This window comes from Azospirillum isscasi (genome assembly GCF_030849505.1).
GTDB classification, from domain to species: Bacteria; Pseudomonadota; Alphaproteobacteria; order Azospirillales; family Azospirillaceae; genus Azospirillum; species Azospirillum isscasi.
Map to the genome: position 1 here is coordinate 1 of NZ_JAUJFI010000067.1, position 20,992 is coordinate 20,992.

The 20,992-nt window shown below is 68.5% G+C and carries 26 protein-coding genes; 11 read left to right on the forward strand and 15 right to left on the reverse strand.

The features are described from left to right. The 6 genes from QSG27_RS14805 to QSG27_RS14830 form a co-directional block, all read left to right on the forward strand. A partial coding sequence (locus QSG27_RS14805) for an AAA family ATPase (protein ID WP_306707375.1) occupies window positions 1-475 on the forward strand: 475 nt, incomplete at its 5' end. Window positions 476-612: 137 nt separating this feature from the next. Continuing rightward, window positions 613-1,479 (forward strand): universal stress protein, encoded by an 867-nt coding sequence (locus QSG27_RS14810; RefSeq protein WP_306707377.1) that lies wholly within the window; start codon window positions 613-615, stop codon window positions 1,477-1,479. 150 nt (window positions 1,480-1,629) lie between these two features. Next, the gene (locus QSG27_RS14815; RefSeq protein ID WP_306707379.1) at window positions 1,630-1,890 is read left to right on the forward strand and encodes a hypothetical protein; all 261 of its coding nucleotides are present in this window, start codon (window positions 1,630-1,632) and stop codon (window positions 1,888-1,890) included. 231 nt (window positions 1,891-2,121) lie between these two features. After that, window positions 2,122-2,481 carry a hypothetical protein gene (locus tag QSG27_RS14820; RefSeq protein WP_306707381.1) on the forward strand — a complete coding sequence of 120 codons (360 nt, stop codon included), beginning with the start codon at window positions 2,122-2,124 and terminating at the stop codon, window positions 2,479-2,481. A gap of 146 nt (window positions 2,482-2,627) precedes the next feature. After that, the gene (locus QSG27_RS14825) at window positions 2,628-4,232 is read left to right on the forward strand and encodes an ATP-binding protein (RefSeq protein ID WP_306707384.1); all 1,605 of its coding nucleotides are present in this window, start codon (window positions 2,628-2,630) and stop codon (window positions 4,230-4,232) included. 32 nt (window positions 4,233-4,264) lie between these two features. Next, window positions 4,265-4,633, forward strand: a complete 369-nt coding sequence (locus tag QSG27_RS14830; RefSeq protein WP_306707386.1) for a response regulator — start codon at window positions 4,265-4,267, stop codon at window positions 4,631-4,633. A gap of 40 nt (window positions 4,634-4,673) precedes the next feature. Here QSG27_RS14830 and QSG27_RS14835 read toward each other — a convergent pair whose 3' ends face one another. The 3 genes from QSG27_RS14835 to folK all read right to left on the reverse strand — a co-directional run bounded on the left by QSG27_RS14835 (window position 4,674) and on the right by folK (window position 6,110). Then, window positions 4,674-4,832: a hypothetical protein gene (locus QSG27_RS14835; protein WP_306707388.1), complete on the reverse strand. Its 159-nt coding sequence runs from the start codon at window positions 4,830-4,832 to the stop codon at window positions 4,674-4,676. Window positions 4,833-5,040: 208 nt separating this feature from the next. After that, the gene (locus tag QSG27_RS14840) at window positions 5,041-5,451 is read right to left on the reverse strand and encodes a dihydroneopterin aldolase (protein ID WP_306707390.1); all 411 of its coding nucleotides are present in this window, start codon (window positions 5,449-5,451) and stop codon (window positions 5,041-5,043) included. Between the two features lie 110 nt (window positions 5,452-5,561). After that, window positions 5,562-6,110, reverse strand: a complete 549-nt coding sequence (gene folK, locus QSG27_RS14845) for a 2-amino-4-hydroxy-6-hydroxymethyldihydropteridine diphosphokinase (protein ID WP_306707392.1) — start codon at window positions 6,108-6,110, stop codon at window positions 5,562-5,564. 161 nt (window positions 6,111-6,271) lie between these two features. Here folK and QSG27_RS14850 point away from each other — a divergent pair, with 161 nt between their 5' ends. The 3 genes from QSG27_RS14850 (at window position 6,272) to QSG27_RS14860 (ending at window position 7,975) form a co-directional block, all read left to right on the forward strand. Further along, the gene (locus QSG27_RS14850) at window positions 6,272-6,730 is read left to right on the forward strand and encodes a hypothetical protein (RefSeq protein ID WP_306707394.1); all 459 of its coding nucleotides are present in this window, start codon (window positions 6,272-6,274) and stop codon (window positions 6,728-6,730) included. 103 nt (window positions 6,731-6,833) lie between these two features. After that, the gene (locus QSG27_RS14855; protein ID WP_306707395.1) at window positions 6,834-7,466 is read left to right on the forward strand and encodes an SRPBCC family protein; all 633 of its coding nucleotides are present in this window, start codon (window positions 6,834-6,836) and stop codon (window positions 7,464-7,466) included. Window positions 7,467-7,594: 128 nt separating this feature from the next. Next, window positions 7,595-7,975 (forward strand): c-type cytochrome, encoded by a 381-nt coding sequence (locus QSG27_RS14860; protein WP_306707396.1) that lies wholly within the window; start codon window positions 7,595-7,597, stop codon window positions 7,973-7,975. A gap of 72 nt (window positions 7,976-8,047) precedes the next feature. Here the strand turns inward: QSG27_RS14860 and pepN are convergent, their stop codons facing one another. Then, a complete protein-coding gene (gene pepN, locus QSG27_RS14865; protein WP_306707397.1) occupies window positions 8,048-10,705 on the reverse strand; it encodes an aminopeptidase N in 2,658 nt (885 codons plus the stop codon). A gap of 187 nt (window positions 10,706-10,892) precedes the next feature. Here pepN and QSG27_RS14870 point away from each other — a divergent pair, with 187 nt between their 5' ends. Beyond that, the gene (locus tag QSG27_RS14870) at window positions 10,893-11,141 is read left to right on the forward strand and encodes a CopG family ribbon-helix-helix protein (RefSeq protein ID WP_306707399.1); all 249 of its coding nucleotides are present in this window, start codon (window positions 10,893-10,895) and stop codon (window positions 11,139-11,141) included. Beyond that, window positions 11,138-11,356 carry a type II toxin-antitoxin system RelE/ParE family toxin gene (locus tag QSG27_RS29275; RefSeq protein ID WP_407653214.1) on the forward strand — a complete coding sequence of 73 codons (219 nt, stop codon included), beginning with the start codon at window positions 11,138-11,140 and terminating at the stop codon, window positions 11,354-11,356. Before QSG27_RS14870 ends, QSG27_RS29275 begins: the two co-directional genes overlap by 4 nt. 132 nt (window positions 11,357-11,488) lie before the next feature. On the opposite strand, the gene QSG27_RS14875 is transcribed toward QSG27_RS29275, so the two are convergent. The 11 genes from QSG27_RS14875 to QSG27_RS14925 all read right to left on the reverse strand — a co-directional run bounded on the left by QSG27_RS14875 (window position 11,489) and on the right by QSG27_RS14925 (window position 20,869). Further along, window positions 11,489-11,845, reverse strand: coding sequence for a HesB/IscA family protein (locus QSG27_RS14875; protein WP_306707401.1), 357 nt, complete (start codon window positions 11,843-11,845; stop codon window positions 11,489-11,491). 16 nt (window positions 11,846-11,861) lie between these two features. Beyond that, the gene (locus QSG27_RS14880) at window positions 11,862-12,269 is read right to left on the reverse strand and encodes an iron-sulfur cluster assembly protein (protein WP_306707402.1); all 408 of its coding nucleotides are present in this window, start codon (window positions 12,267-12,269) and stop codon (window positions 11,862-11,864) included. Between the two features lie 23 nt (window positions 12,270-12,292). Beyond that, the gene (gene sufU, locus QSG27_RS14885; RefSeq protein ID WP_109069516.1) at window positions 12,293-12,760 is read right to left on the reverse strand and encodes a Fe-S cluster assembly sulfur transfer protein SufU; all 468 of its coding nucleotides are present in this window, start codon (window positions 12,758-12,760) and stop codon (window positions 12,293-12,295) included. Next, a complete protein-coding gene (locus tag QSG27_RS14890) occupies window positions 12,757-14,040 on the reverse strand; it encodes a cysteine desulfurase (RefSeq protein ID WP_306707405.1) in 1,284 nt (427 codons plus the stop codon). The genes sufU and QSG27_RS14890 overlap by 4 nt, the downstream gene beginning before the upstream one ends. 14 nt (window positions 14,041-14,054) lie before the next feature. After that, entirely contained in the window at window positions 14,055-15,410 is a 1,356-nt protein-coding gene (gene sufD, locus QSG27_RS14895) for a Fe-S cluster assembly protein SufD (RefSeq protein WP_306707407.1), read from the reverse strand. Between the two features lie 2 nt (window positions 15,411-15,412). Next, a complete protein-coding gene (sufC, locus tag QSG27_RS14900; RefSeq protein ID WP_306707409.1) occupies window positions 15,413-16,165 on the reverse strand; it encodes a Fe-S cluster assembly ATPase SufC in 753 nt (250 codons plus the stop codon). 33 nt (window positions 16,166-16,198) lie between these two features. Then, window positions 16,199-17,686 (reverse strand): Fe-S cluster assembly protein SufB, encoded by a 1,488-nt coding sequence (sufB, locus tag QSG27_RS14905; RefSeq protein WP_306707411.1) that lies wholly within the window; start codon window positions 17,684-17,686, stop codon window positions 16,199-16,201. A 49-nt stretch (window positions 17,687-17,735) separates the two neighbouring features. Continuing rightward, window positions 17,736-18,218 carry an SUF system Fe-S cluster assembly regulator gene (locus tag QSG27_RS14910; protein ID WP_306707413.1) on the reverse strand — a complete coding sequence of 161 codons (483 nt, stop codon included), beginning with the start codon at window positions 18,216-18,218 and terminating at the stop codon, window positions 17,736-17,738. 268 nt (window positions 18,219-18,486) lie between these two features. After that, a complete protein-coding gene (locus QSG27_RS14915; protein ID WP_306707415.1) occupies window positions 18,487-19,431 on the reverse strand; it encodes a hypothetical protein in 945 nt (314 codons plus the stop codon). A gap of 11 nt (window positions 19,432-19,442) precedes the next feature. Next, window positions 19,443-19,859, reverse strand: coding sequence for a phage holin family protein (locus QSG27_RS14920; protein WP_306707417.1), 417 nt, complete (start codon window positions 19,857-19,859; stop codon window positions 19,443-19,445). After that, complete coding sequence (locus QSG27_RS14925; RefSeq protein WP_306707419.1) at window positions 19,856-20,869, reverse strand: hypothetical protein; 1,014 nt, start codon at window positions 20,867-20,869, stop codon at window positions 19,856-19,858. The genes QSG27_RS14920 and QSG27_RS14925 overlap by 4 nt, the downstream gene beginning before the upstream one ends. Window positions 20,870-20,992: the final 123 nt, after the last annotated feature.

A 20,992-nucleotide genomic window follows, 5' to 3' on the forward strand; every position in this document is an offset into this window, starting at 1 on the left:
GGCCCGCGCCCTGGTGCCGTCGCTCGGGCCGTCGCCGGGGGTGGTGGTCCTGCGCTCCGACGCGCTGCGCAAGCGCCTGTTCGGGGTCGGGGAGGCGGAGCGGCTTCCTCCCGGCGCCTACGCGCCCGCGGTGACGGAGCGGGTCTACGCCGGGTTGCTGGACCGGGCACGGGCGGTGCTGGGCGCCGGACACGCGGTTGTTCTGGACGCCGTCCACGCCCGCCCGGAGGAGCGCGCCTCCGCCGCCCGCGTGGCGGCGGAGGCGGGCGTGCGATTCGACGGAATTTGGCTGGATGCGCCTCTGGGCACGCGGATCGCCCGCATCGCCGCCCGCAGCGGCGACGCCTCCGACGCGACGGCGGAGGTCGCGGAACGGCAGGAAGGCTACGATCTCGGTCCGCTCGAATGGCTGCGTACGAATGCTGGCAGGGATGCGGGGGAAACGCTTGCGGCTGCGCTGGAACGACTGGTGTAATTCCAGGTGGAACGGGCGCCGCCGGTTCCCATGATCTAAAATACCTGCGGCGCGGCGCTGGATACGGTGCATCCAGCCGTCGTTCCGACAGGCACCGTCCATAAGATGGGCCGGCGGAAACGGCCCGGGGGGAGATCATGTCACTCAAGACGATCCTTGTGCCGCTGGCCGGCATCGATGGCGACACGGTGGCGCTGAACGCCGCGCTGCAGATCGCGCGCGATTTCGATGCCCATGTCGATGCCCTGTTCGTGTCGCTCGACCCGCGCGACGCCGTGCCGATGCTGGGCGAGGGCATGTCCGGCGCCATGGTCGAGGAGATCATGCGCGCCGCCGAGGGCGAGTCGAAGACCCACCTCCACACCGCCCGCCGCACCTTCGACGACGTGATCCGCGCCGCGGGCGTGGAGCTGCGCGACATGCCCACCAGCGTCGAAGCCCCGACCGCCCAATGGCGGGAGGAGACGGGCCGCGTCGAGGAGGTGGTGCCGCGCGAAGGCCGCCTCGCCGACCTGCTGGTCTTCGCCCACACCACCCTGGACAGCAACAGCCAAGCCTACGCGACGGTGGAAAGCGCGCTGCTGGGGGCGGCCCGCCCGCTCCTGCTGGCCCCCGCCACCCTGCCGGCGGAGATCGGACGCACGGTGGCGCTCGCCTGGAACGGCAGCCCCGAATCGGTGCGCGCGCTGACCGGGGCGATGCCCTTCCTGACCGGCGCCGACACCGTCCATGTGCTGACCGCCGAAACCTCCCACACCCAGGCTGCGGCAGGTCGTCGCATTGCCCAATATCTGGCTTGGCACGGTGTTAACGTTCAGGTAACCATATTGAAGCCGGGATCGGAACCCGTCGGCCAAGTCATCATCAACAAGGCCGCGGAACTTGGGTCCGACCTCCTCGTGATGGGGGGCTACGGGCACAGCCGGATGCGGGAAATGATCCTGGGTGGCGTGACCCGCTATGTTCTGAATCACGCCGGTCTGCCCGTCCTGATGGCCCACTGACGACCGGGCCGCTTTCCTGAGGGCCGGGCCATTCTGTTCCGACGCGCGGCGCCGTCGCGAAAGGCGTCCTCCACGCCGGTGGTTTTCAACCACAAGGGCTGCCCGGACTCCGGTCCGGGCAAGGCCCGGCATTCGGGAAGGGAACGCGCCATGTTGACGATCGACGATTGCATCGCGCTCAGCGATCTGACCGAAGAGGAAATCGACGCCATCGCGGAGCATGAACATCTGCCGGAAATCCTGGCGGTCGAGTTGGGCTGCTGCCTCGCCCACGACGCCGAGGGCATCCGCCGGATCGCCCGCATCATCCGCGACGACATCGAGCGGGCCCGCAGTCATGGGCAGGCCGTCCACGTCCGCGAACTGACGGTGGTCCTGGACGGCTTCGTGCACCAGCACCCGGCCCTGTGAAGGAAGGGCGAACGGCAAAGCGACAGGAAGGAAACGCCCCGCGTCACGTCCGCAAGGCGTTGCGGGATGGCGGGGAGGTCGGGAACAACCGGCCCCCCGTCCGGTTGGCATCGGCGGGTTCATGTCGGGGAGACGGCGGGGGGAGGATGGCGGGGGGCACGGTCGGCGTGCTCCCCGACCGTCCGCCGCATCGCGCCGCCTTGTCCCGTTGCCAGCAAAGGACAAACGCCCGTGCCCCTGAAGACCATCCGTCTCGAACTGGCCCGCACCGCCGACCATCCGGAAGGCAGCGCGGAGCATGGCTATGAGTTCACCGCACCGCTGACCGCGGACGGCCACCTCAACCTGGAGGAATGGCGCAGCCGCAAGGCGGACTGCACGGTCCGCCGCTTCTGGCGCGGGGAGGACGAGCAGAGCGGCCATCTCGCCCACCGGGGCCGGGGCTGGCTGTTCGATTACGACAGCGACGACAGCGACGACGACGAGCCGATCTTCCGCTTCGACCGCCACACGCTGGTGGAGGGGGAATACATCTCCATCACCGAGCATGACGGCGTGCAGCGGCCATTCCGCGTGGTCTCCGTCCGCTGACCGGCCCCGTCCTGCGGCAATCCGCCCGTATCGGCCCCGCCGCCTCCGCGGGATAGAGTCCCGGCGAGGCGGGGCGGGGCGTGCGGCGGTCGATGGCGGAAAGGACGGGTCCAGGATCGGGAGATGCGCCGGACGGCGCCGGGGAGATGCTGCGCACCCTGTCGCTCGCCGTCGCGCAGAGCCCGGTCGCCCTGGTCATCACCGACGCGCTGGGGCAGGTCACCTACGTCAGCCCGCGCTTCACCGCCATGACCGGGCGCGTTCCGGAAGAAATCCCCGATCTCGGCGCCTTCGCCCAGACCTTCGCCGAACCCGGCTCCGACCCGGCCCGCGAGATGTGGCGCGTCCTCTCCGGCGGCGGGACCTGGCATGGCGAGCTGCCGGCGCGCCGCCGGGTGGCCGGTGGGCCGGGAGGGTTCTTCTGGGCGTCGGTCACCGTCGCGCCGGTCCTGGGCGAGGATGGCGGGATCACCCACGTCGTCGGCTCCATCGAGGACATCACCGAGCGGCGGCAGGCGGAGGAACACATCCGCCGCGCCCAGAAGATGCAGGCGGTCGGCGTTCTGGCCGGCGGCATCGCCCATGATTTCAACAACATCCTGACGGCGATCCTCGGCTACAGCCATCTGGCGTTCGACAGCCTGCCGGAGGGGACGGAGGCGCGCGACGACATCCTCCAGGTCACCATCGCGGCGGAGCGCGCCAAGTCGCTGGTTCAGCAACTCCTCACCTTCTCGCGCAAGGAAAAGGTCGGGCGGGAGATGGTGGACGTCCGCGGCGTGGTCCGCGAGGCGCTGGCCCTGGTGCAGCCCACCGTGCCCCACGACGTCACCCTCCGCTTCCTGTGCGACGACGGGGAGATGCCGGTTCTGGCCGCGCCGACCCAGATCCATCAGGTGGTGGTGAACCTGTGCAAGAACGCCGTGGACGCCGTGTCCGGGGAGGACGTGTCCGTGGATGGCGGCGGCCCGTGCGCCGATGCCGTTTTCCGCGCCCGGATGATCGTCGTGTCGCTGGTCCACGCCACCGTGGCGACTCCGAAGGTTCTGCCGCGGGCCCTGCTGAACCCCGGCCGCTACATTTGCCTGACCGTTGCGGACACCGGCTGCGGCATGGACGGCGCCCTGCTGGAGCGGGTGTTCGAACCCTTTTTCACGACCAAGGCGGTGGACAAGGGCACCGGGCTGGGCCTTGCCGCCGTCCACGGAATCGTGGCCGACCATGGCGGCGTGATCGACGTGGTGAGCGCGCCGGGGGAGGGGGCGGCCTTCTCCGTCTATCTGCCGCGCCACGACGCGGACGGCTCCCGCCGGGCGGTGGACCGCGGGCGCCGCGGCGGGCGGGGCCGCGTCCTGCTGGCGGGCGAGGAGCGGACGATGCTGGGCATGGCGGGGCGGCTGCTGCGCATGCAGGGGTTCCGGGTGGTCGCTTCGGCCAACAGCCGGCGGGCGCTGGCCCTCTTCACCATCGCGCCGGAGCGCTTCGACCTGATTGTGCTGGAGCAGGGGAACGCCGCCCAGACCTGGAGGCTGCTGACCCTGGCGCGGGCCTTCGCCGCGGCGTCTCCGGGTGTGCCGATCCTGGTCTGCGCCGATCCCGGCAGCGACCTGGAGGGGGCCGCGATGGAGGCGGCGGGCGTCACGCGGATTCTGCGGACTCCGGTGGTGCCGGACGAGTTCGTCACCCTGGCGGGGCGGTTGGTCCAGGAACGGCAGACGCAACAGGCCCTGGCCGAAAGCCGGGAAGCCTGACGGAACATGACGGGCGGAAAAGGAGCGGACGGATGGCCGAGGTTCTGGTGATCGACGACGACGACATGGTGCGCACCATGCTGCTGCGCACGCTTGCCCGCGGCGGCCACACGGCGACCGGCGCGCGGGACGGGGCGGAGGGCGTGGCCGCCTTCCGGGAGAAGCCCGCGGACCTCGTCATCACCGACATCTTCATGCCGAACCAGGAAGGGCTGGCGACGATCATGGAGCTGCGGCGGAGTTTCCCGCACATCAGGATCATCGCCATTTCCGGCGGCGGCGCGCGCGCCTCTCTGGACGTCCTTCCCGTGGCGGAGGCGTTGGGGGCGCAGAAGACCCTGCGCAAACCCTTCACCCCCGCCGAGGTGATGGACGCGGTGCGCGACGTTCTGGGGTCGTGATCCCGGGATCGGAAAAGGCCGGGCCGCCGAACTCCACCCCTCAGGCGGCCAGCCGCTCCTCACGGGCGCGCAGATTGCGCCCGACCTGTTCGAGAAGCTGCCGCAACGTCTCGGCGGTCATGCCGTCCCGTTTCATCAGGGCGACGATGATGGGCTCGTCCAGGATTTCCGACAGGGTCGGAGCCTGCAAATGGTCCATGTTACCCTCCCTGTGCATTCCGGCCGGCCTTATGGCGGCGTTGTCATATTTTATGCAAGATATGATATTTCGCAACAATGCTGCATCGCGAAACATCCTGTCGCGGCGGGCATGAAGGCAGAAAGCCGCTGACTGTTCATGCCTGATCGCGTCCTTCTTGCCTATATTGACAAGCGGATTACCACGATGGTGGGGGAGGCGGACGGGCTTAGCCTTCCGGGCTGCGGTTCCGCGTGATGGTGACGCCGGCTCCGGCAGTGTCGGGAATCAGGGACTGAAGTTCCACATCCACGCGCACGCGGCGCACCTTCGGATGGGCCAGGCACAGGTCCGCGGTGCGGTCGGCCAGGTAATCGGGGCCGGGCAGGGTTTCCTGCGCGCAGAGCCGCCGCAGGTCCTCCACGATGTCCTCGTAGGACATGACCGCGGTGATGTCGTCGGGGAAGCCCAGGCCGGGATGGCTGACCTTCAGCTCCAGGCTGATGCGCACGGTCGGGCGTCCGGGCCGTCCGGCGACCGACACGGTGGCGGTGAAGTCGCGCAGCAGGATGGTGTAGGTCGTCGCCGCCGCGCCGGAGTCGCTGGCACCGCTGTGTCGGGAAACGGAATCGTTGGCCAAAAAAGACATCTCCTGGCGGGTGGCGGCCCTGGTCCATGCCCGGTCGCGGGCGGCCGCCTCGTCGCTGCGCCGCGCCCACTATAGCGCAGGCGCCCGCCCTCTCGGCAAGGTCAGACCGCCACGGACAGATCCGTCCCGGTGCGGACCACCGTGTCCCGGCCCGGCACGGCGGCCAGGAGATCGTCGAAGCTGCGCGCGATGGCCGGGTGCCGGAGGTTGCCCGCGATGTCGGCCAGCGGAGCCAGCACGAAGGCGCGCTCCGCGATACGGGGATGGGGAATTTCCAGTTCCGGCGCGTACATCACCAACTCGCCATAGAGCAGGATGTCGATGTCGATGGGGCGCGGCCCATAGCGCAGGCCGCCTTCCAGATCGCGGCCCAGTTCCGCTTCGATGCCCTTGACGAGGCGCAGAAGCTCCCACGGCCCGAGCGACGTCTGGCCGCGCAGCACCATGTTCAGGAAGGCCGGCTGGTCGGTCACGTACATGGGAGCGGTTTCATAGACGGGTGAGGCCAGCGTGACCCGGACCTGTGGCGAGAGCCGGTGCTGCGCCTCCGCCAGATTGGCGGCGCGGTTGCCCAGGTTGCTGCCGAGCGCGAGGTAGACCGTGGTCATCGCCGAACCGTCGCTAGTCGAAACCGAATCCTTGTCAGTCATACCACGATCCTCCGTTCCTTCAACCGCCAAAGCGTCCAACCATGCCCGAATGGCGTCCGCGCCGGGACTCATGCGGTTTAGGTAGCCGGCTTTCTCCGGGAACCGCAAGCGGCGGGCGGGGTTGTGCCAGTCGTGCGGTGCTGCATCGAAGGATGACGGTCATGACGGTTCGGCGTGTCGGGACGGCGATGGTTCTGGGGTTGGCCGGGGCGCTCCTGGCGTCCTGCGCCACGGGGCCGGATCCGCAGATCGCCCGGCGCGCCCAGACCGAACTGGTCGGCATGCCGAAGGAACGGCTGCTCGCCTGCGCCGGGGTTCCGGCGCGGCAGGCCCAGGCCAACGGGCGGGAATACTACACCTACGTCTCCGATCCGGGGGTTGCGATCAACCCGCTGGGCGGCAGCAGCATCGGAGTCGGCGGCTTCGGGGGCGGCGGCTCCAGCGGCGTCGGCGTCGGGCTGGGGTTCGGGCTTCCGATCGGTTCGTCGTCTCCCGGCATGTGCGAGGCGACCTTCGTCCTGGGGCCGGACGGGGTGGAGCAGGTGTCCTATCCCGGCAACGCCTCGCTGTCGGCCTGCACGACCATCGTCCAGAACTGCGTTCCGCCCGCGCCGCGCTGATCCGGCCTTGCCTTGGCTGAAAGGGGGACTGTCGCCGGTTGCGGCCTTGCCGTATCGTCCGGCTCAGGCTCGGCTGTAACGAGGGCAGGGGAGGAACGACGTCATGGACATGAGCGGCAGCCAGCGCATCGCCGCCCCGCGGGACACGGTGTGGGCGGCGCTGAACGATCCGGACATCCTGCGCCGGTGCATCCCCGGCTGCGAGGAGGTGCAGAAGGTCTCCGACACGGAACTCACCGCGAAGGTGGTCGCCAAGGTCGGTCCGGTCAGCGCCAAGTTCTCCGGCAAGGTGACGTTGTCCGACCTCGACCCGCCGAACGGCTACACCATCACCGGCGAGGGCTCCGGCGGGGCCGCCGGCTTCGGCAAAGGCGGCGCCAAGGTGTCGCTGGAAGCGGACGGGGACGCGACGCTCCTTTCCTACACCGCCCACGCCACGGTCGGCGGCAAGCTGGCGCAGATCGGGTCGCGTCTGGTGGACGCCACCGCGCGCAAGATGGCCGACGATTTTTTCACCCGCTTCACCGCGGTGGTCGGCGGGCCGGCGCCCGAGCCGGTGCCCGAACCTGTGGTGGAAAGCGCCGCCGCCTCTCCGGTGACGCCCGCCGTGGCGGAAGCCCCGCCGGAGATTCCGATCCCGCTCCCCGGCGCCCGGCGGCCGGGCGGCTTCTATGTGCCGTGGGCGGCGCTGATCGCGGTCGCGGTGCTTCTTCTCCTCCTTGCCTGGATGAAATAACCCGCATTTGGTGTTTGTGCCGTGAGCGCGACACGTTGGGGGGTTGGCCTTAACCACAGAATGTGTATGCTGCGCACGAACCAGCCGGCTCCGATCGCCGGCCTTATCCGGAAGGGGGAATCTGACCAATGAAGAAGCATATCCTGGGCGCCGCCCTGATCGCCGGCATTGCCATGGGCGCGGGCGCCGCGCAGGCCGCTGACGCCGCCGCCGGCAAGGACGTCTTCAAGCAGTGCATGGCTTGCCACACCGCCGAGCAGGGCAAGAACAAGGTCGGTCCGTCGCTGTTCGGCGTCGTGGGCCGTCCGGCCGCCTCGATCGACGGCTTCAAGTACTCCAAGCCGATGCAGGAGAAGGCCGCCGGTGGCCTGGCCTGGACCGCCGACAACCTGAAGGCCTACATCACCGCCCCGAAGGAAGTCGTTCCGGGCGGCACGATGGCCTTCGCCGGCATCAAGGACGCCGCCAAGGTGGACGATCTGATCGCCTTCCTGGCCGAGCAGAAGTAAAGACGCCCGCGTTTCGGCGCGGGGGTATGGACGGGCCGGAGGGGAAACCCTCCGGCCCGTTTCCTTTTCCGCTCAGCCCGCGGCCTCCAGGCTCTTGCTCGCCACTTCGAACACGTCCGGCGACAGACCCGGCGTGGCGACGATGCGCTCCAGCTCGGCTTTCATCAGGGCGCGGCGCGGGCCGTCGTAGCGGCGCAGGCGCGAGAAGGGCCCCACCATCCGGGCCGCCACCTGCGGGTTCATCGGGTCGAGCCGCAGCACCTGATCCGCCAGGAAGCGATAACCCGCCCCGCCGGCGTCGTGGAAGCGCACCGGGTTGCCGCCCGCGAAGCCGCCGATCAGCGCGTAGACCTTGTTCGGGTTGCGGATTTCGAAGGCGGGGTGGGACAGCAGCTCCGTCACCCGCTGAAGCGTGTCGGGCCGGTGCGAGGTCGCCTGCACGCCGAACCACTTGTCCACCACCAGCGCCTCGCCCTTCCAGCGCTCGTAGAAGCCGGCGATGGCCTCCTCCCGTTCCGGCGCGGCGGAGTTGCTGAGGAACTGGAGCGCCGCCATCACGTCGGTCATCGCCTGGGCGCCGTGGTACTGGCCGAGGCAGAGGCCGAGCGCCTCCCCGTCCTCCAGCGCCATGAGGTAGGCGAGGCAGAGGTTCTTCAACGCCCGCCGCCCGATGGCCGCGGCGTCCACCGAGAAGGGCTCGTTCCCCGCGTTGCGCCGGTGCGTGTCCAGCCAGCCGGGACGCAGCGCCTCCGCCAGCCGGCGGCGGGCGAACTCGCGCACGGCGTGGATGGCGTCGGGGTCGATCACCTCCATCTGGGTGCCGAGATAGCCCTCGGTCGGCAGCACCAGGGCCTGCGCGGCGAAGGCCGGGTCCTGGTCGGCGTCCTTCAGGACGGCGCCCACGGCGTCGATGAAGCCCTGGGGCAGCGCCAACTCCCGCCCGGCCTGCCGGTCGGCGACCAGGGAGAGCAGCAGCCGGGTGGCGAGCGTCTGCCCGGCCTCCCAGCGGTTGAAGGCGTCGCTGTCGTTGGACATCAGGAAGGTCAGGTCGCCGTCCGTCAGGTCCGCCCGCAGCTTCACCGGGGCGGAGAAGCCGCGCAGCAGCGACGGCACCGGGCGGGCCGGCACGTCCACGAACTCGAAGGTCTGATCGGCCTCGGTGACGTGCAGGGTGCGGCTGGTTCCGGCGGCCTCCGTCTCGCCCTTCAGGCGCAGCGGCAGGTCCGCCCCGTCCGGGCCGAGCAGCCCCAGGACCAGCGGGATGTGCATCGGCTCCTTCACCGGCTGGCCCGGCGTCGGGGGCACGGTCTGCTTCACGGTCAGCCGGTAGGTCTTCGACGCGCCGTCATAGGCGCCGGTCACGTCCAGTTCCGGCGTGCCGGCCTGCCGGTACCAGCGCTTGAATTGGCTCAGGTCCACGCCGCTGGCGTCGGCCATCGCCGCCACGAAGTCGTCGCAGGTCACCGCCTGCCCGTCATGGCGCTCGAAATACAGGTCCATGCCCTTGCGGAAGCCCTGCGGCCCCAGCAGCGTGTGGATCATGCGGATGACTTCCGACCCTTTGTCGTAGACGGTGGGGGTGTAGAAGTTGTTGATCTCCACATAGCTGTCCGGGCGCACGGGGTGCGCCATGGCGCCGGAATCCTCCGGGAACTGCACGGTGCGCAGGCGCTGCACGTCGGCGATGCGCTTGACCGCCCGCGAGTTCAGGTCGCTGGAGAATTCCTGGTCGCGGAAGACGGTCAGCCCCTCCTTCAGCGACAGCTGGAACCAGTCGCGGCAGGTGACGCGGTTGCCGGTCCAGTTGTGGAAATACTCGTGCGCCACCACCGCCTCGATGCCCAGGAAATCCTGGTCGGTGGCGGTCTCCGGCTTCGCCAGGATGTATTTCGTGTTGAAGACGTTGAGGGACTTGTTCTCCATCGCCCCCATGTTGAAATCGCCGACCGCGACGATGTTGAAGATGTCCAGGTCGTACTCAAGCCCGAACACCTCCTCGTCCCAGCGCATCGACTTGATCAACGAGCGCATGGCGTGATCGACCTTGTCCTCGTTCCCCGGTTCCACATAGATGCGCAGGGTCACGTCGCGGCCCGACGCGGTGCGGAAGCGGTCCTCCTGATGCACCAGATTGCCGGCGACCAGGGCGAACAGGTAGCAGGGCTTGGGGAAGGGGTCCTCCCACACCGCGCGGTGGCGTCCGTCGGGCAGGTCGCCGGATTCGATGAGATTGCCGTTGGACAGCAGCACCGGATAGCGCGCCTTGTCCGCCGTGATCGTGGTGGTGTAGCGGGCCATCACGTCGGGCCGGTCGGCGAAATAGGTGATCTTGCGGAAGCCTTCCGCCTCGCACTGGGTGCAGAAGTTGCCGGAGGACTTGTAGAGCCCCTCCAGCGCGGTGTTCTCCTGCGGCTTGATGCGGACGACGGTTTCCAGCGTGAAGGCGTCCGGCACGCTGTGGACGGTCAGATGGTCCGGCGTGACGGTGTAGTCGGCGTCGCTCAGCGGCCTCCCGTCCAGCGCCACGGACACCAGTTCCAGCCGCTGTCCGTCGAGCGTCAGCGGCTGCGCCGCCGCGTCGCCGCGCGCCGGGTTGCGCCGCAGCCCGAGCCGGGCGCGGACCGTGGTCGCGTCCTCGCCGAGGTCGAAGGCCAGATCGACCGTGTCGATCAGGTGGGCGGGCGGGCGGTAGTCCTGGAGGCGGATGGCCTTGGGCGTGCCTTTGTCCATGGGGCTTTTCTCTAACCTTGTTCTGGCCGTGTCGGCGTCGCGGGGACGGACTCTAGCATGGAGAGTGGGGACGCGGGGTGCCGTTGGACAGGGGAGGTGCGCACGGCGGGAAACAATGCTGCGGTGCTCGGGTGCCGCGCTTGTCGTCGATGCGGTGCGTGCCTATCATGGAGCGTGGAGGTGCAGGATGGGCAAAACCGTTCGCGTGAATGCCGAAATCAGCGAGGACTTGAACGCCAGCCTGCAACGGCTTGCGGATGAGCATGGCTGGTCCAAGGACGTTCTGATCGAACAGGCGTTGCGGGCCTTTGTCCGCACCGAAGAACAGTTTGCAGCGGCGGTTCAGGATGGAGTTGCCGCGTGGCAAGCCGGCGATACGGTCGAGCATGCTGATGTCGTGGCGGAGTTCGAACGCCGTTACGGCCAGACGCAATGAATCAGATTCGCTGGGCACAACCGGCGCGGAACGACTTTCTCAGCATTTGTGAGTGGATCGAGCAGCGGAATCCAGGCGCAGCGGGGACCGTTGGCCGTAGAGTGTTGGACGCAGTGGACCGCATTGGCGGCACGCCCAGGATTGGGCGGACCGGGCGTGTACCAAGAAATTGGAATTGGTGGTTCCCGGCCTGCCTTACATCATCGTCTATCTGATCGACGCAAGCGGGACGGACGATGCCGTCGCCATTCTCCGCGTCATTCACGGTGCCATGCGCTGGCCTGAGGAGTAAAAAAGCCCCTTTTCCAAACGGAACAGGGGCTTTTACGTAGGGCAACCCATCGGCCTCAGACGTGGAAGCTCTCGCCGCAGCCGCAGCGGCCCTTCTCGTTCGGGTTCCTGAAGACGAAGCCGGTCTGGAACTTGTCGTCCACGTAGTCCATCTCGCTGCCGATCAGGAACATGACCGCGGCGGGGTCGATCAGGACGGTGACGCCCTTGTCCTCCACCACCTCGTCGAACTTCATCTTTTCCTTGGCGTACTGCACGTCGTAGCTGAGGCCCGAGCAGCCCTTCGCCTTCACGCCGATGCGCAGGCCGATATAGTCGTCCGTCGCCTTCGCCATCAGCATCCGGACGCGCTCCGCAGCGGCGTCGGTGATGGAAAGGGCCTTCGGGAGAGAAGCCGTAGAAGCCATAGCCATGGGGATCTTCGCCTCCTTAGAACATGTCCAGTTGGACCCGGGCGACCTCGGACATCATGCCCTGGTGCCAGGGGGGTTCCCAAACCAGTTCCACCTTGCATGTGGTAACGTCTTCGACGGACGCAACCGCCTGCTGCACCTGCATCGGCAGTTCGCCGGCCACCGGACACATCGGGCTGGTCAGGGTCATGTCGATCTCGACCTCGTTGTTCGGGCCGATATCGACGCGGTAGATCAGGCCGAGTTCCCAGATGTCCACGGGGATTTCCGGGTCGTAGCAGCTCTTCAGCGCCGAGATCACCGCCTCGCTCAGCGCGGCGCGCGGGTCGTAGGCCGCCTTCGCCGCGGCGATGGCCGCTTCGGTCTGGTTCATCGGCTTGGCCTCTTCGGCTTCGCCGTCCTTGGAAATCGCGTCATCGGGCATCGCGGTTCACCGTTTCCTGCAACTTACTCGCTGCTCGCCTTGTCCTCGCCTTCGATGGCCGCGTTCATCGCGTGCCAGGCGAGGGTGGCGCACTTCACGCGCACCGGGAACTGACGGACGCCGGACAGCACCATCAGCCGCTCCATGGCGTCCTCGTCCACCGGACCGTGGTCGCCGTGCTCGTGGTCGTCCTTGGTGCACAGGTCGTGGAAGGTCTCGAACAGGGCCTTGGCCTCCGCCTCGGTCTTGCCCTTGACCACCTCCGTCATCATGGACGCGCTGGCGGTGGAGATGGCGCAGCCGCGGCCCTGGAAGGCCACGTCCTCGACCACCCCGTCCTTCAGCTTCAGATAGACCATGAAGCGGTCGCCGCACATGGGGTTCTCGCCCTTGGCCTCCCGGTTGGCATCGTCGGGATGCCGGAAGTTCCGGGGGTTCTTGCCGTGGTCCAGGATCACTTCCTGGTACAGCTCGCGCAGTTCGTCCATCATGCTCCGAAGAACTCCTTCACCGCGATCACCGAATCGACCAGAGCGTCGGCCTCCGCCCGTGTGTTGTAAAGGGCGAAGCTGGCCCGCGCCGTGGCGCCGACCCCGAAACGGTCCATCAGCGGTTCCGCGCAGTGGCGGCCGACGCGGACGGCCACGCCGTACTGGTCCACGATGGTGCCGAGGTCGTGCGGGTGCACGCCCTCCAGCGTGAAGGAGATGATCGGCCCCTTGCCCGGCGCGGTGCCGTAGATGCGCAGGCCGTCGATCTGGGAAAGTTGCTGCGTGGCGTACTGGAGCAGGTCGTGCTCGTGCGCCGCGATGGCCTCGCGGCCCAGCCTCTCCATGTAGTCCAGCGCCACGCCCAGCCCGACGACCTCGGTGATCGCCGGGGTCCCGGCCTCGAAGCGGGCGGGGGGAGCCTTGAAGGTGGTGCCTTCGAAGCTGACGCTCTCGATCATGTCGCCGCCGCCCTGGTAGGGGGGCATCCTCTTCAGCAGATCGTATTTGCCGTACAGCACGCCGGTGCCGGTCGGGCCGTACAGCTTGTGGCCGGTCATGATGTAGAAGTCGGCGTCGATGTCCTGCACGTCCACCACGCCGTGCACGGCGGCTTGGCTGCCGTCGAACAGCACCGGCACGCCGCGCTCGTGCGCCATGCGGGCGATGATCTTGGCCGGCGTCACCGTGCCCAGCACGTTGGAGCAGTGGGTCATCGCCACCAGCTTCGTGCGGTCGGACAGCAGATCCTCGTAGGCGTCGAGGTCCAGCACGCCGTGCTCGTCCACCGGGACGACGCGGATGCGGATGCCCTTCTCCATCTGGAGGAGCTGCCACGGCACGATGTTGGCGTGGTGCTCCATGACCGAGACGATGATCTCGTCGCCTTCCGACAGGAAGGTCCGGCCATAGCTGTGGGCGACGAGGTTGACGGCCTCGGTCGCGCTGCGGGTGAAGACGATGTTGCGCTCCGACGGGGCGTTCAGGAAGCGGGCAACCTTGCGGCGGGCCTCCTCGAACTGGTCGGTGGCGGTCTGCGACAGGAAATGGACGCCCCGGTGGATGTTGGAATAATCCTCCTCCAGGAAGCGCGTCATGGCGTCGATGACCTGACGCGGCTTCTGCGCGGAGGCGGCGCTGTCCAGGTAGACGAGCGGCTTGCCGGGCCGGCCCTTCCGGTCGTGCACGGTGCGCGACAGGATGGGGAAGTCGGCCCGCACGCGCTCGACGTCGAAGCCGGCAAGGGTGTCGGTGATCCGGGTGTCCGAAATTTGGGTGTCCATTTCCCGGTCCCTCCTCAGCGCGCGTTCTGCCAGTCGGCGACGTAGCTCTGGAAGGCGTCGCGGACGCTTTCCTCGGCGATCTCCTCCAGCGCTTCGGCCAGGAAGGCGCCGATCAGCAGGCCGCGGGCCGTCGCCTTGTCGATGCCGCGGGCCCGCAGGTAGAAAAGCTGGTCGTCGTCCAGTTCGCCCACCGTGGCGCCGTGGCTGCACTTCACGTCGTCGGCGTAGATCTCCAGCTCCGGCTTCGCGTCGATCTCCGCCGTGTCGGAGAGGAGCAGGGCGCGGTTCTGCTGGTAGCCGTCGGTCTTCTGCGCGCCGGGGCGCACGATGATCTTGCCCTGGAAGACGGCGCGGGCCTGATCGTCGATGACGCCCTTGTAGACCTCGCGGCTGGTGCAGCAGGGCTGGGCGTGGTCGATGAAGGTCGTGGTGTCCACATGCTGGCCGCCGCGCACCATGTAGGCGCCGCTGACGTGCGTGTCACCCTCCTCGCCGTCGAGGACGCTGCGCACCTCGTTGCGCGACAGCTTGGCGCCGGTCGTCAGGATGAAGTTGTCGTACACGCCCTTGCCGGCCACCTTCGCCGCGGTGTGGGACAGGTGGAAGGCGTCGGCCTGCTCGCGCTGGATCTTGTAATGGTGGACCGACGCGCCCGCGCCGACGAAAACCTCGGTCACGCCGTTCGACAGGGTGGTGCAGGAGCCCAAGCCCACGTGATGCTCGACGATCACGGCGCGGGACTCCGCCTCCGCGACGATCAGGCCGCGCGGGTGGAAGGCGGTCGGCTGCGCCTCGGAGCCGACGGAGACGAAGACCAGCTCGATGGTCTCCTCCACCGTGACGCCGCGCGGCACATGCAGCACCGGGCCGTCCGCCAGGAAGGCGGTGTTCAGGGCGACCAGAGCCAGATCGTCGGGGGCGGCGATGCGGCCCAGATGCCCGGCCACCAGATCGGGCTTGCGGGTCAGCGCGTCGGCGAGGTTCAGCAGTTCCACCCCCGCCGGCAGCCCGGCGGTGGAGGACAGCTCCGCCCGGAAGCGCCCGTCCACGAAGACCAGCCGCGGGCCGGTGGCGCCGTCCGCGCGGACGGTCGGCAGCACGTCGAAGCGCACGTCGTCGCCGGCGTCGGTGGCCGGCTGGAAGGCCAGCTTGTCGAGCGTGCGCAGGTTGGTGTAGCGCCAGGACTCGTTCTTGACGGTCGGCAGGCCGAGTTCGGCGAAGCGGGCGCGGCCCTGGGCGCGCAGGCCGTCCAGCCAGGACAGTCCGCCGCCGGGCAGTCCGCCCTTCACCCGGTCGAGCTGCTCCAGGAAGGGCTTGGCCGCCGCGGGGTCGTAGCCCCGGGGTGCCTTCGTGAGGGTCGTCGTCGCCATGGTCAGGCCGCCTCGTTCACGCCGAATTCGGCGTAGCCGTTCTTCTCCAGTTCCAGCGCCAGTTCCTTGCCGCCGGAGCGCTGGATCTTGCCGAAGGCCAGCACATGCACATGGTCCGGCACGATGTAGTCGAGCAGGCGCTGGTAGTGGGTGATGACCAGCATCGACCGCTCCGGCGAACGGAGCGCGTTCACGCCCTCGGCCACGATCTTCAGCGCGTCGATGTCCAGGCCGCTGTCCGTCTCGTCGAGGATGGCGAACTTCGGCTGGAGGACGGCCATCTGGAGCGTCTCGTTCCGCTTCTTCTCGCCGCCGGAGAAGCCGACGTTGACCGCGCGCTTCAGCATCTCGTCGGTCATGCTCAGCGCCTTGGTCTTCTCGCGGACCAGCTTCAGGAACTGCATGGCGTCCAGCTCCGGCTCGCCGCGCTGCTTGCGGATGGCGTTCAGGGCGGACTTCAGGAAGGTGGTGTTGGCGACGCCGGGGATTTCGACCGGGTACTGGAAGGCCAGGAACAGGCCGGCGGCGGCGCGCTCCTCCGGTTCCATCGCCAGCAGATCCTTGCCGAAGAAGCTCACCGAGCCTTCGGTGATCTCATAGCCGTCGCGCCCGGCCAGCACGTAGCTCAGCGTGCTCTTGCCCGAGCCGTTCGGCCCCATGATGGCGTGCACCTCGCCCGGGCGGATCGTCAGGTCGATGCCCTTGAGGATTTCCTTGCCGTCCACCGAGGCGTGCAGGTTCTTGATCTCGATCATCGTTTCTTCGTCCTTCGCGATACGGTGGGCGGTTTAACCGACGCTGCCTTCCAGGCTGATGCCGACAAGCTTCTGGGCTTCCACGGCGAACTCCATGGGCAGCTCCTTCAGCACCTCCTTGCAGAAGCCGTTGACGATCAGCGACACGGCGTCCTCTTCCGACAGGCCGCGCTGGCGGCAGTAGAAAAGCTGGTCCTCGCTGATCTTGGCGGTCGTCGCCTCATGCTCGACGCGGGCGGTGCGGTTGCGGTTCTCGATGTAGGGCACCGTGTGGGCGCCGCACTGGTCGCCGATCAGCAGGCTGTCGCACTGGGTGTGGTTGCGCGCACCCTCCGCCTTCGGCAGGATCTTCACCAGCCCGCGGTAGGTCTGCTGCGCGCGCCCGGCGGAGATGCCCTTCGACACGATGGTCGAGCGGGTGTTCTTGCCGATGTGGATCATCTTGGTGCCGGTGTCGGCCTGCTGGAAGTTGTTGGTGATGGCGACCGAATAGAACTCGCCCACCGAATTGTCGCCCTGCAGGATGCAGCTCGGGTACTTCCAGGTGATGGCGGAACCGGTCTCCACCTGCGTCCAGGAGATCTTGGAGTTGCGGCCACGGCAGGCGCCGCGCTTCGTCACGAAGTTGTAGATGCCGCCGACGCCCTCCTCGTTGCCGGGATACCAGTTCTGGACCGTCGAGTACTTGATCTGCGCGTCGTCCAGAGCCACCAGCTCGACCACCGCGGCGTGGAGCTGGTTCTCGTCGCGCTTGGGCGCCGTGCAACCTTCCAGATAGCTGACGTAGCTGCCCTCGTCGGCGATGATCAGCGTCCGCTCGAACTGGCCGGTGTTGGCTTGGTTGATGCGGAAGTAAGTGGACAGCTCCATCGGGCAGCGCACGCCCTTCGGGATGTAGACGAAGCTGCCGTCCGTGAAGACCGCGCAGTTCAGTGTGGCGTAGAAATTATCGGTGTAGGGCACGACGGAGCCGAGATACTTCTGCACCAGCTCCGGACACTTGTGGACGGCCTCGGAGATGGAGCAGAAGATGATGCCCATCTCCTCCAGCTTGGCCTTGAAGGTGGTCGCCACCGACACGCTGTCGAACACGGCGTCCACGGCGATGGCCGGGCTCCTGCCCTCGGACCCCTCGACGCCGGCCAGGATCTCCTGCTCGCGCAGCGGGATGCCCAGCTTCTCATAGGTTTTCAGAAGTTCGGGATCGACCTCGTCCAGCGACTTCGGGCGGTCCTTCATCTTGGGCGCGGCGTAGTAGTGCGCGTCCTGGTAGTCGATCGGCGGGTAGGACAGCTTCGCCCAGTGGCGCGGCTCCTCCATCTCCTGCCAGACGCGGAACGCCTTCAGGCGCCATTCGAGAAGCCATTCCGGCTCCTCCTTCTTGGCGGAGATGAAACGGACGATGTCCTCGTTCAGGCCCTTGGGCGCGACGTCCGCTTCGATGTCCGTCGTGAAGCCGTACTTGTACTTCTGCTCCGTGACGGCGCGGACCTGTTCGACGGTTTCGGTCGTGGCGGCCATGCTTGTCTCTCGTTCCCTGAAAGCGTTGTCCGATAAAGGCGCCGAAACGTCAGACGGCGGCGCGCCGTGCCGGGCCGGGGCCGGCTCCAATCTTGTCGAGCGGACCGGGCGGAGCCTCGGCCCAAACGGGCGGCCCCATCATGTCGGCCAGCGTCACCTGTTCGAGCGCGCCGCGTATGGCGCTGTTGACCTTCTCCCAGCCGCCGCGCATCGGGCACAGGCGCTGCACCCCGCACTGGCTGTCGGCGCCCTCCACGCAGGCGGTGAGCGCGATCGGGCCGTCGAGCGCGGTGATGATCTCGGCGATTGAGATTGCATCGGCGGTGCGGCTGAGCGCATAACCTCCCGCGGCGCCGCGGTGCGAGGTCGTGAGGCCCGCCGGGGTCAGCGTCTTCATGAGCTTGGCGACCGTGGGGGAGGGTACGCCCGTGCGCTCCGCCAGATGGGAGACGGTGTGCACCGTGCCCACATGGCGCGCCATTTCGCTCATCACGACGATGGCGTAGTCGGTCAGCTTGCTCAGCCGGATCATGACCACCCCGATACAGGACTAAATTGGTCCTGATTAAGTGGCCAACATACGACCTTTGTCAAGCGGAACCGGCGCCGCATAACCGGGAAAAACACTCGGGTATAAGGATGGCAGGGCTGCGCTCCGCGCACGCTGTGGCGAACTGTCGCGGGCCGTCCGGCCCGGAGGAAACCCTGCGCCGCGGTCGGGAAACAAAGAAAGCCGGCCCCGCGACGACGCCGCGGGGCCGGTGCAGTGAGCGTGGAACCCGAAGGGAGCCGAATCCGGATCAGCTTGGCTTGCGCGCCTCCTCCCTGGCGGCGTCGCCGGCGGCGCTCACCGCCTCGCCGACCTCCTCCTTGGCGGCCTCGACCGCGGCGCGGGCGGCGCGGGTGCCGCGGTCCATGGCGTCGAGAGCCACTTCCTTGGCGCGGTTGGTCGCCTCGTCGGCGTAATCCCCGACCCAGCGGTCCTCATAGCGGGTGGACGGGATGCTGGCGCCCAGCGCGGCGCCCAGGGCGACGCCCATCACGCCGGCCACCATCGGGTGGTCGTCCACCATCTCCCAGAAGCGTCCGGTGGCGCTGTGCAGGCGGTCCGACGCCCGCATGTGGCCATGATCGCCGCCATAACCGCTCATGTCGCGGTGCATGCCCTGCGCCCGGTCGCGGGCCTGCCCGGCCATGCCGCGCACGCGGTCGCCGGCTTCGTCCACGGCGTCGCTCGCCCGTTCGTACATGTGGCTCGCGGCGTCGCTGGCGCGGTCGTAGGCGTGGCTGGCGGCGTCGCGCACGCTGCTGCCGGCGCTGTAGAAGGTGTCGCGGGCGTACTGCGCGGCGCTTCCGGCGCGGTCGCGGACGTTGTGCATGGCGCCGCTGCGCGCGATGCGCCGGTCGTAGCCGGAGGCGGTCAGGGCCAGCCAGCCCACCCCGATGCCGATCATGGCGAGCGGGATCGGGTTGCTGCGCATGGTGTCGCCGACCGAATGGGACCGCTGGCGGGTCTGGTTGCGGATCGGCTCGTAATAGCGGTCCTCGGCGCGGTCGCCGTAGCCGCCGGTGGTGGTGTGCGTCCGGTTCATGGTTTGCTCCATCAGGTGACGGGGAGCGAGCCGCGCGGCTTTGCGCTTCAGGACCTGGATCGTGTCGCCGATCCGGGCCTGGCGTTCGCGGATCTCCCGTTGCATCGCGTCGTAGTCGCGGGGCGTGCCGCCCCCCTTTGCACCGCTGTCCATGGGGCCGCCGCTCATCGGGCGAGCTGGGAGCGGGCCCAGCGCTTGTCGTCCCGCAACGTCTCCATGGTGCGCTGCGGCTGGAGATTTTCGGGACTGAGGCGCTTCTTGCCCACCATCGCCAGAATCCCGCCGATGACGAGCACCACGGCCCCGACGATGACCGCGGCCAGCCAGGGTTCGACCACCTTCGACAGCGCCAGCACCGCCGCGGCCAGAAGGACGAGGACGCCGGCGAAGGCGATCAGCCCGCCCGCGACGACATAGGCGGCACCGCCCGCGGCCTGTCCGGCCTTCTCGGTCAGTTCGGCCTTGGCCAGCTCGATCTCGGTGCGGGCGAGGTTGGTGGTCTCCCGCGCCAGATCGGCGAACAGGCCGGCGATGGGTCGGTCCTGCCGCGGATCGTAGGAACGGTCCTCCGCAGCGCTCATGGTTTCATCCCCTGGGCAGGCGTGCCGGAAGCCGGCTTGTTCTCGGAGGTGGCGCCCGGCGTGCTGCCCGGCGTGTTGACGGACGTGGTGCCCGGCGTCGTGGTGCCGGCCACCAGTTCGGCGGCGTCACGGGTGCGCGGGGCGGTGGCCGGTGCCGAGGCGGCGCTCAGCGGGCGTGCACTCCCTTCGTTCCGGGCGATCCCGCCGGCTGCCGAGGTCGTGCCGGACGACGTCATCCCGGAGGAGGTCATGCCGGACGACAGGCCGGACCGCGGGCGTGGCGCGGTGCCGCTCCCCATGGCCGCCGAACCGGCGATCCCGCCGGCCATGCCCCGGCTGCGGCCCGCCAGGTCCCGGCCCAAATCCCGGCCCGGATCGCGGTCTCCGCCGAGGGCGTCCTGCCCGGTGCGTCCGGCGCCCTGGAGGCCGAAGTCGCGGTAATCGCGGTCACGCTGTTCATGCTCGCGATGGCCGCGGTCGTGCCGGCCATAGCCGCCGGTCAGATGCGACGAGGACGCGCCGCGAAATCGCCGCTCTCCGGAGCTTTTGACGAAGCGGGCGAACAGGAAGCCCACGGCGAAGGCGGCGCCGACGAACACCTCCGGCTGGCGCCGCGCGAAACGCTCGACCTGACCGACCATGTCGTCCACCGTGGAGTTGCGGAGCATGTCGGCCACCTGCTCCACCCGGTCGGCGGCCTGCCCGGCGTAGCGGGCGGCGGTGCCGTTGTTTTCCTCGTTCAGTTGCTCCGCGGCCTTGTGCAGCGCGTTGGCGACGCTGCCCAATTGGTCGGCGGCCCGGCCCGTCTGCGTTTCCAGCAGCGAGCGGATGCGGCCCTGGGCGGCGCCGATGCTGTCGCGGCCCGCGTCGGCGGCCTCGCCGGCCATGCGTCGGATGTCGCCCGAAGGCTCCCTGTTCTGCGAATGATCCGTGCCGAGTCCGGAACTCGCCATCGGGTCCGGCGTCTTGCGGTTCGGTTCGCCGGTGCCCAACGTATCGCGGTCTGCCATCTGTTTTCCTCCTCGGGGTCGGTCGCGGGTGTGTCCGGGTCCGCGGCCTGCGGCAATTCGCCGCGCTCTGCGGCGTCCGATGTCGGGAATCAAACACCCTCGTGGGCATCGGAGTTCCGGTGT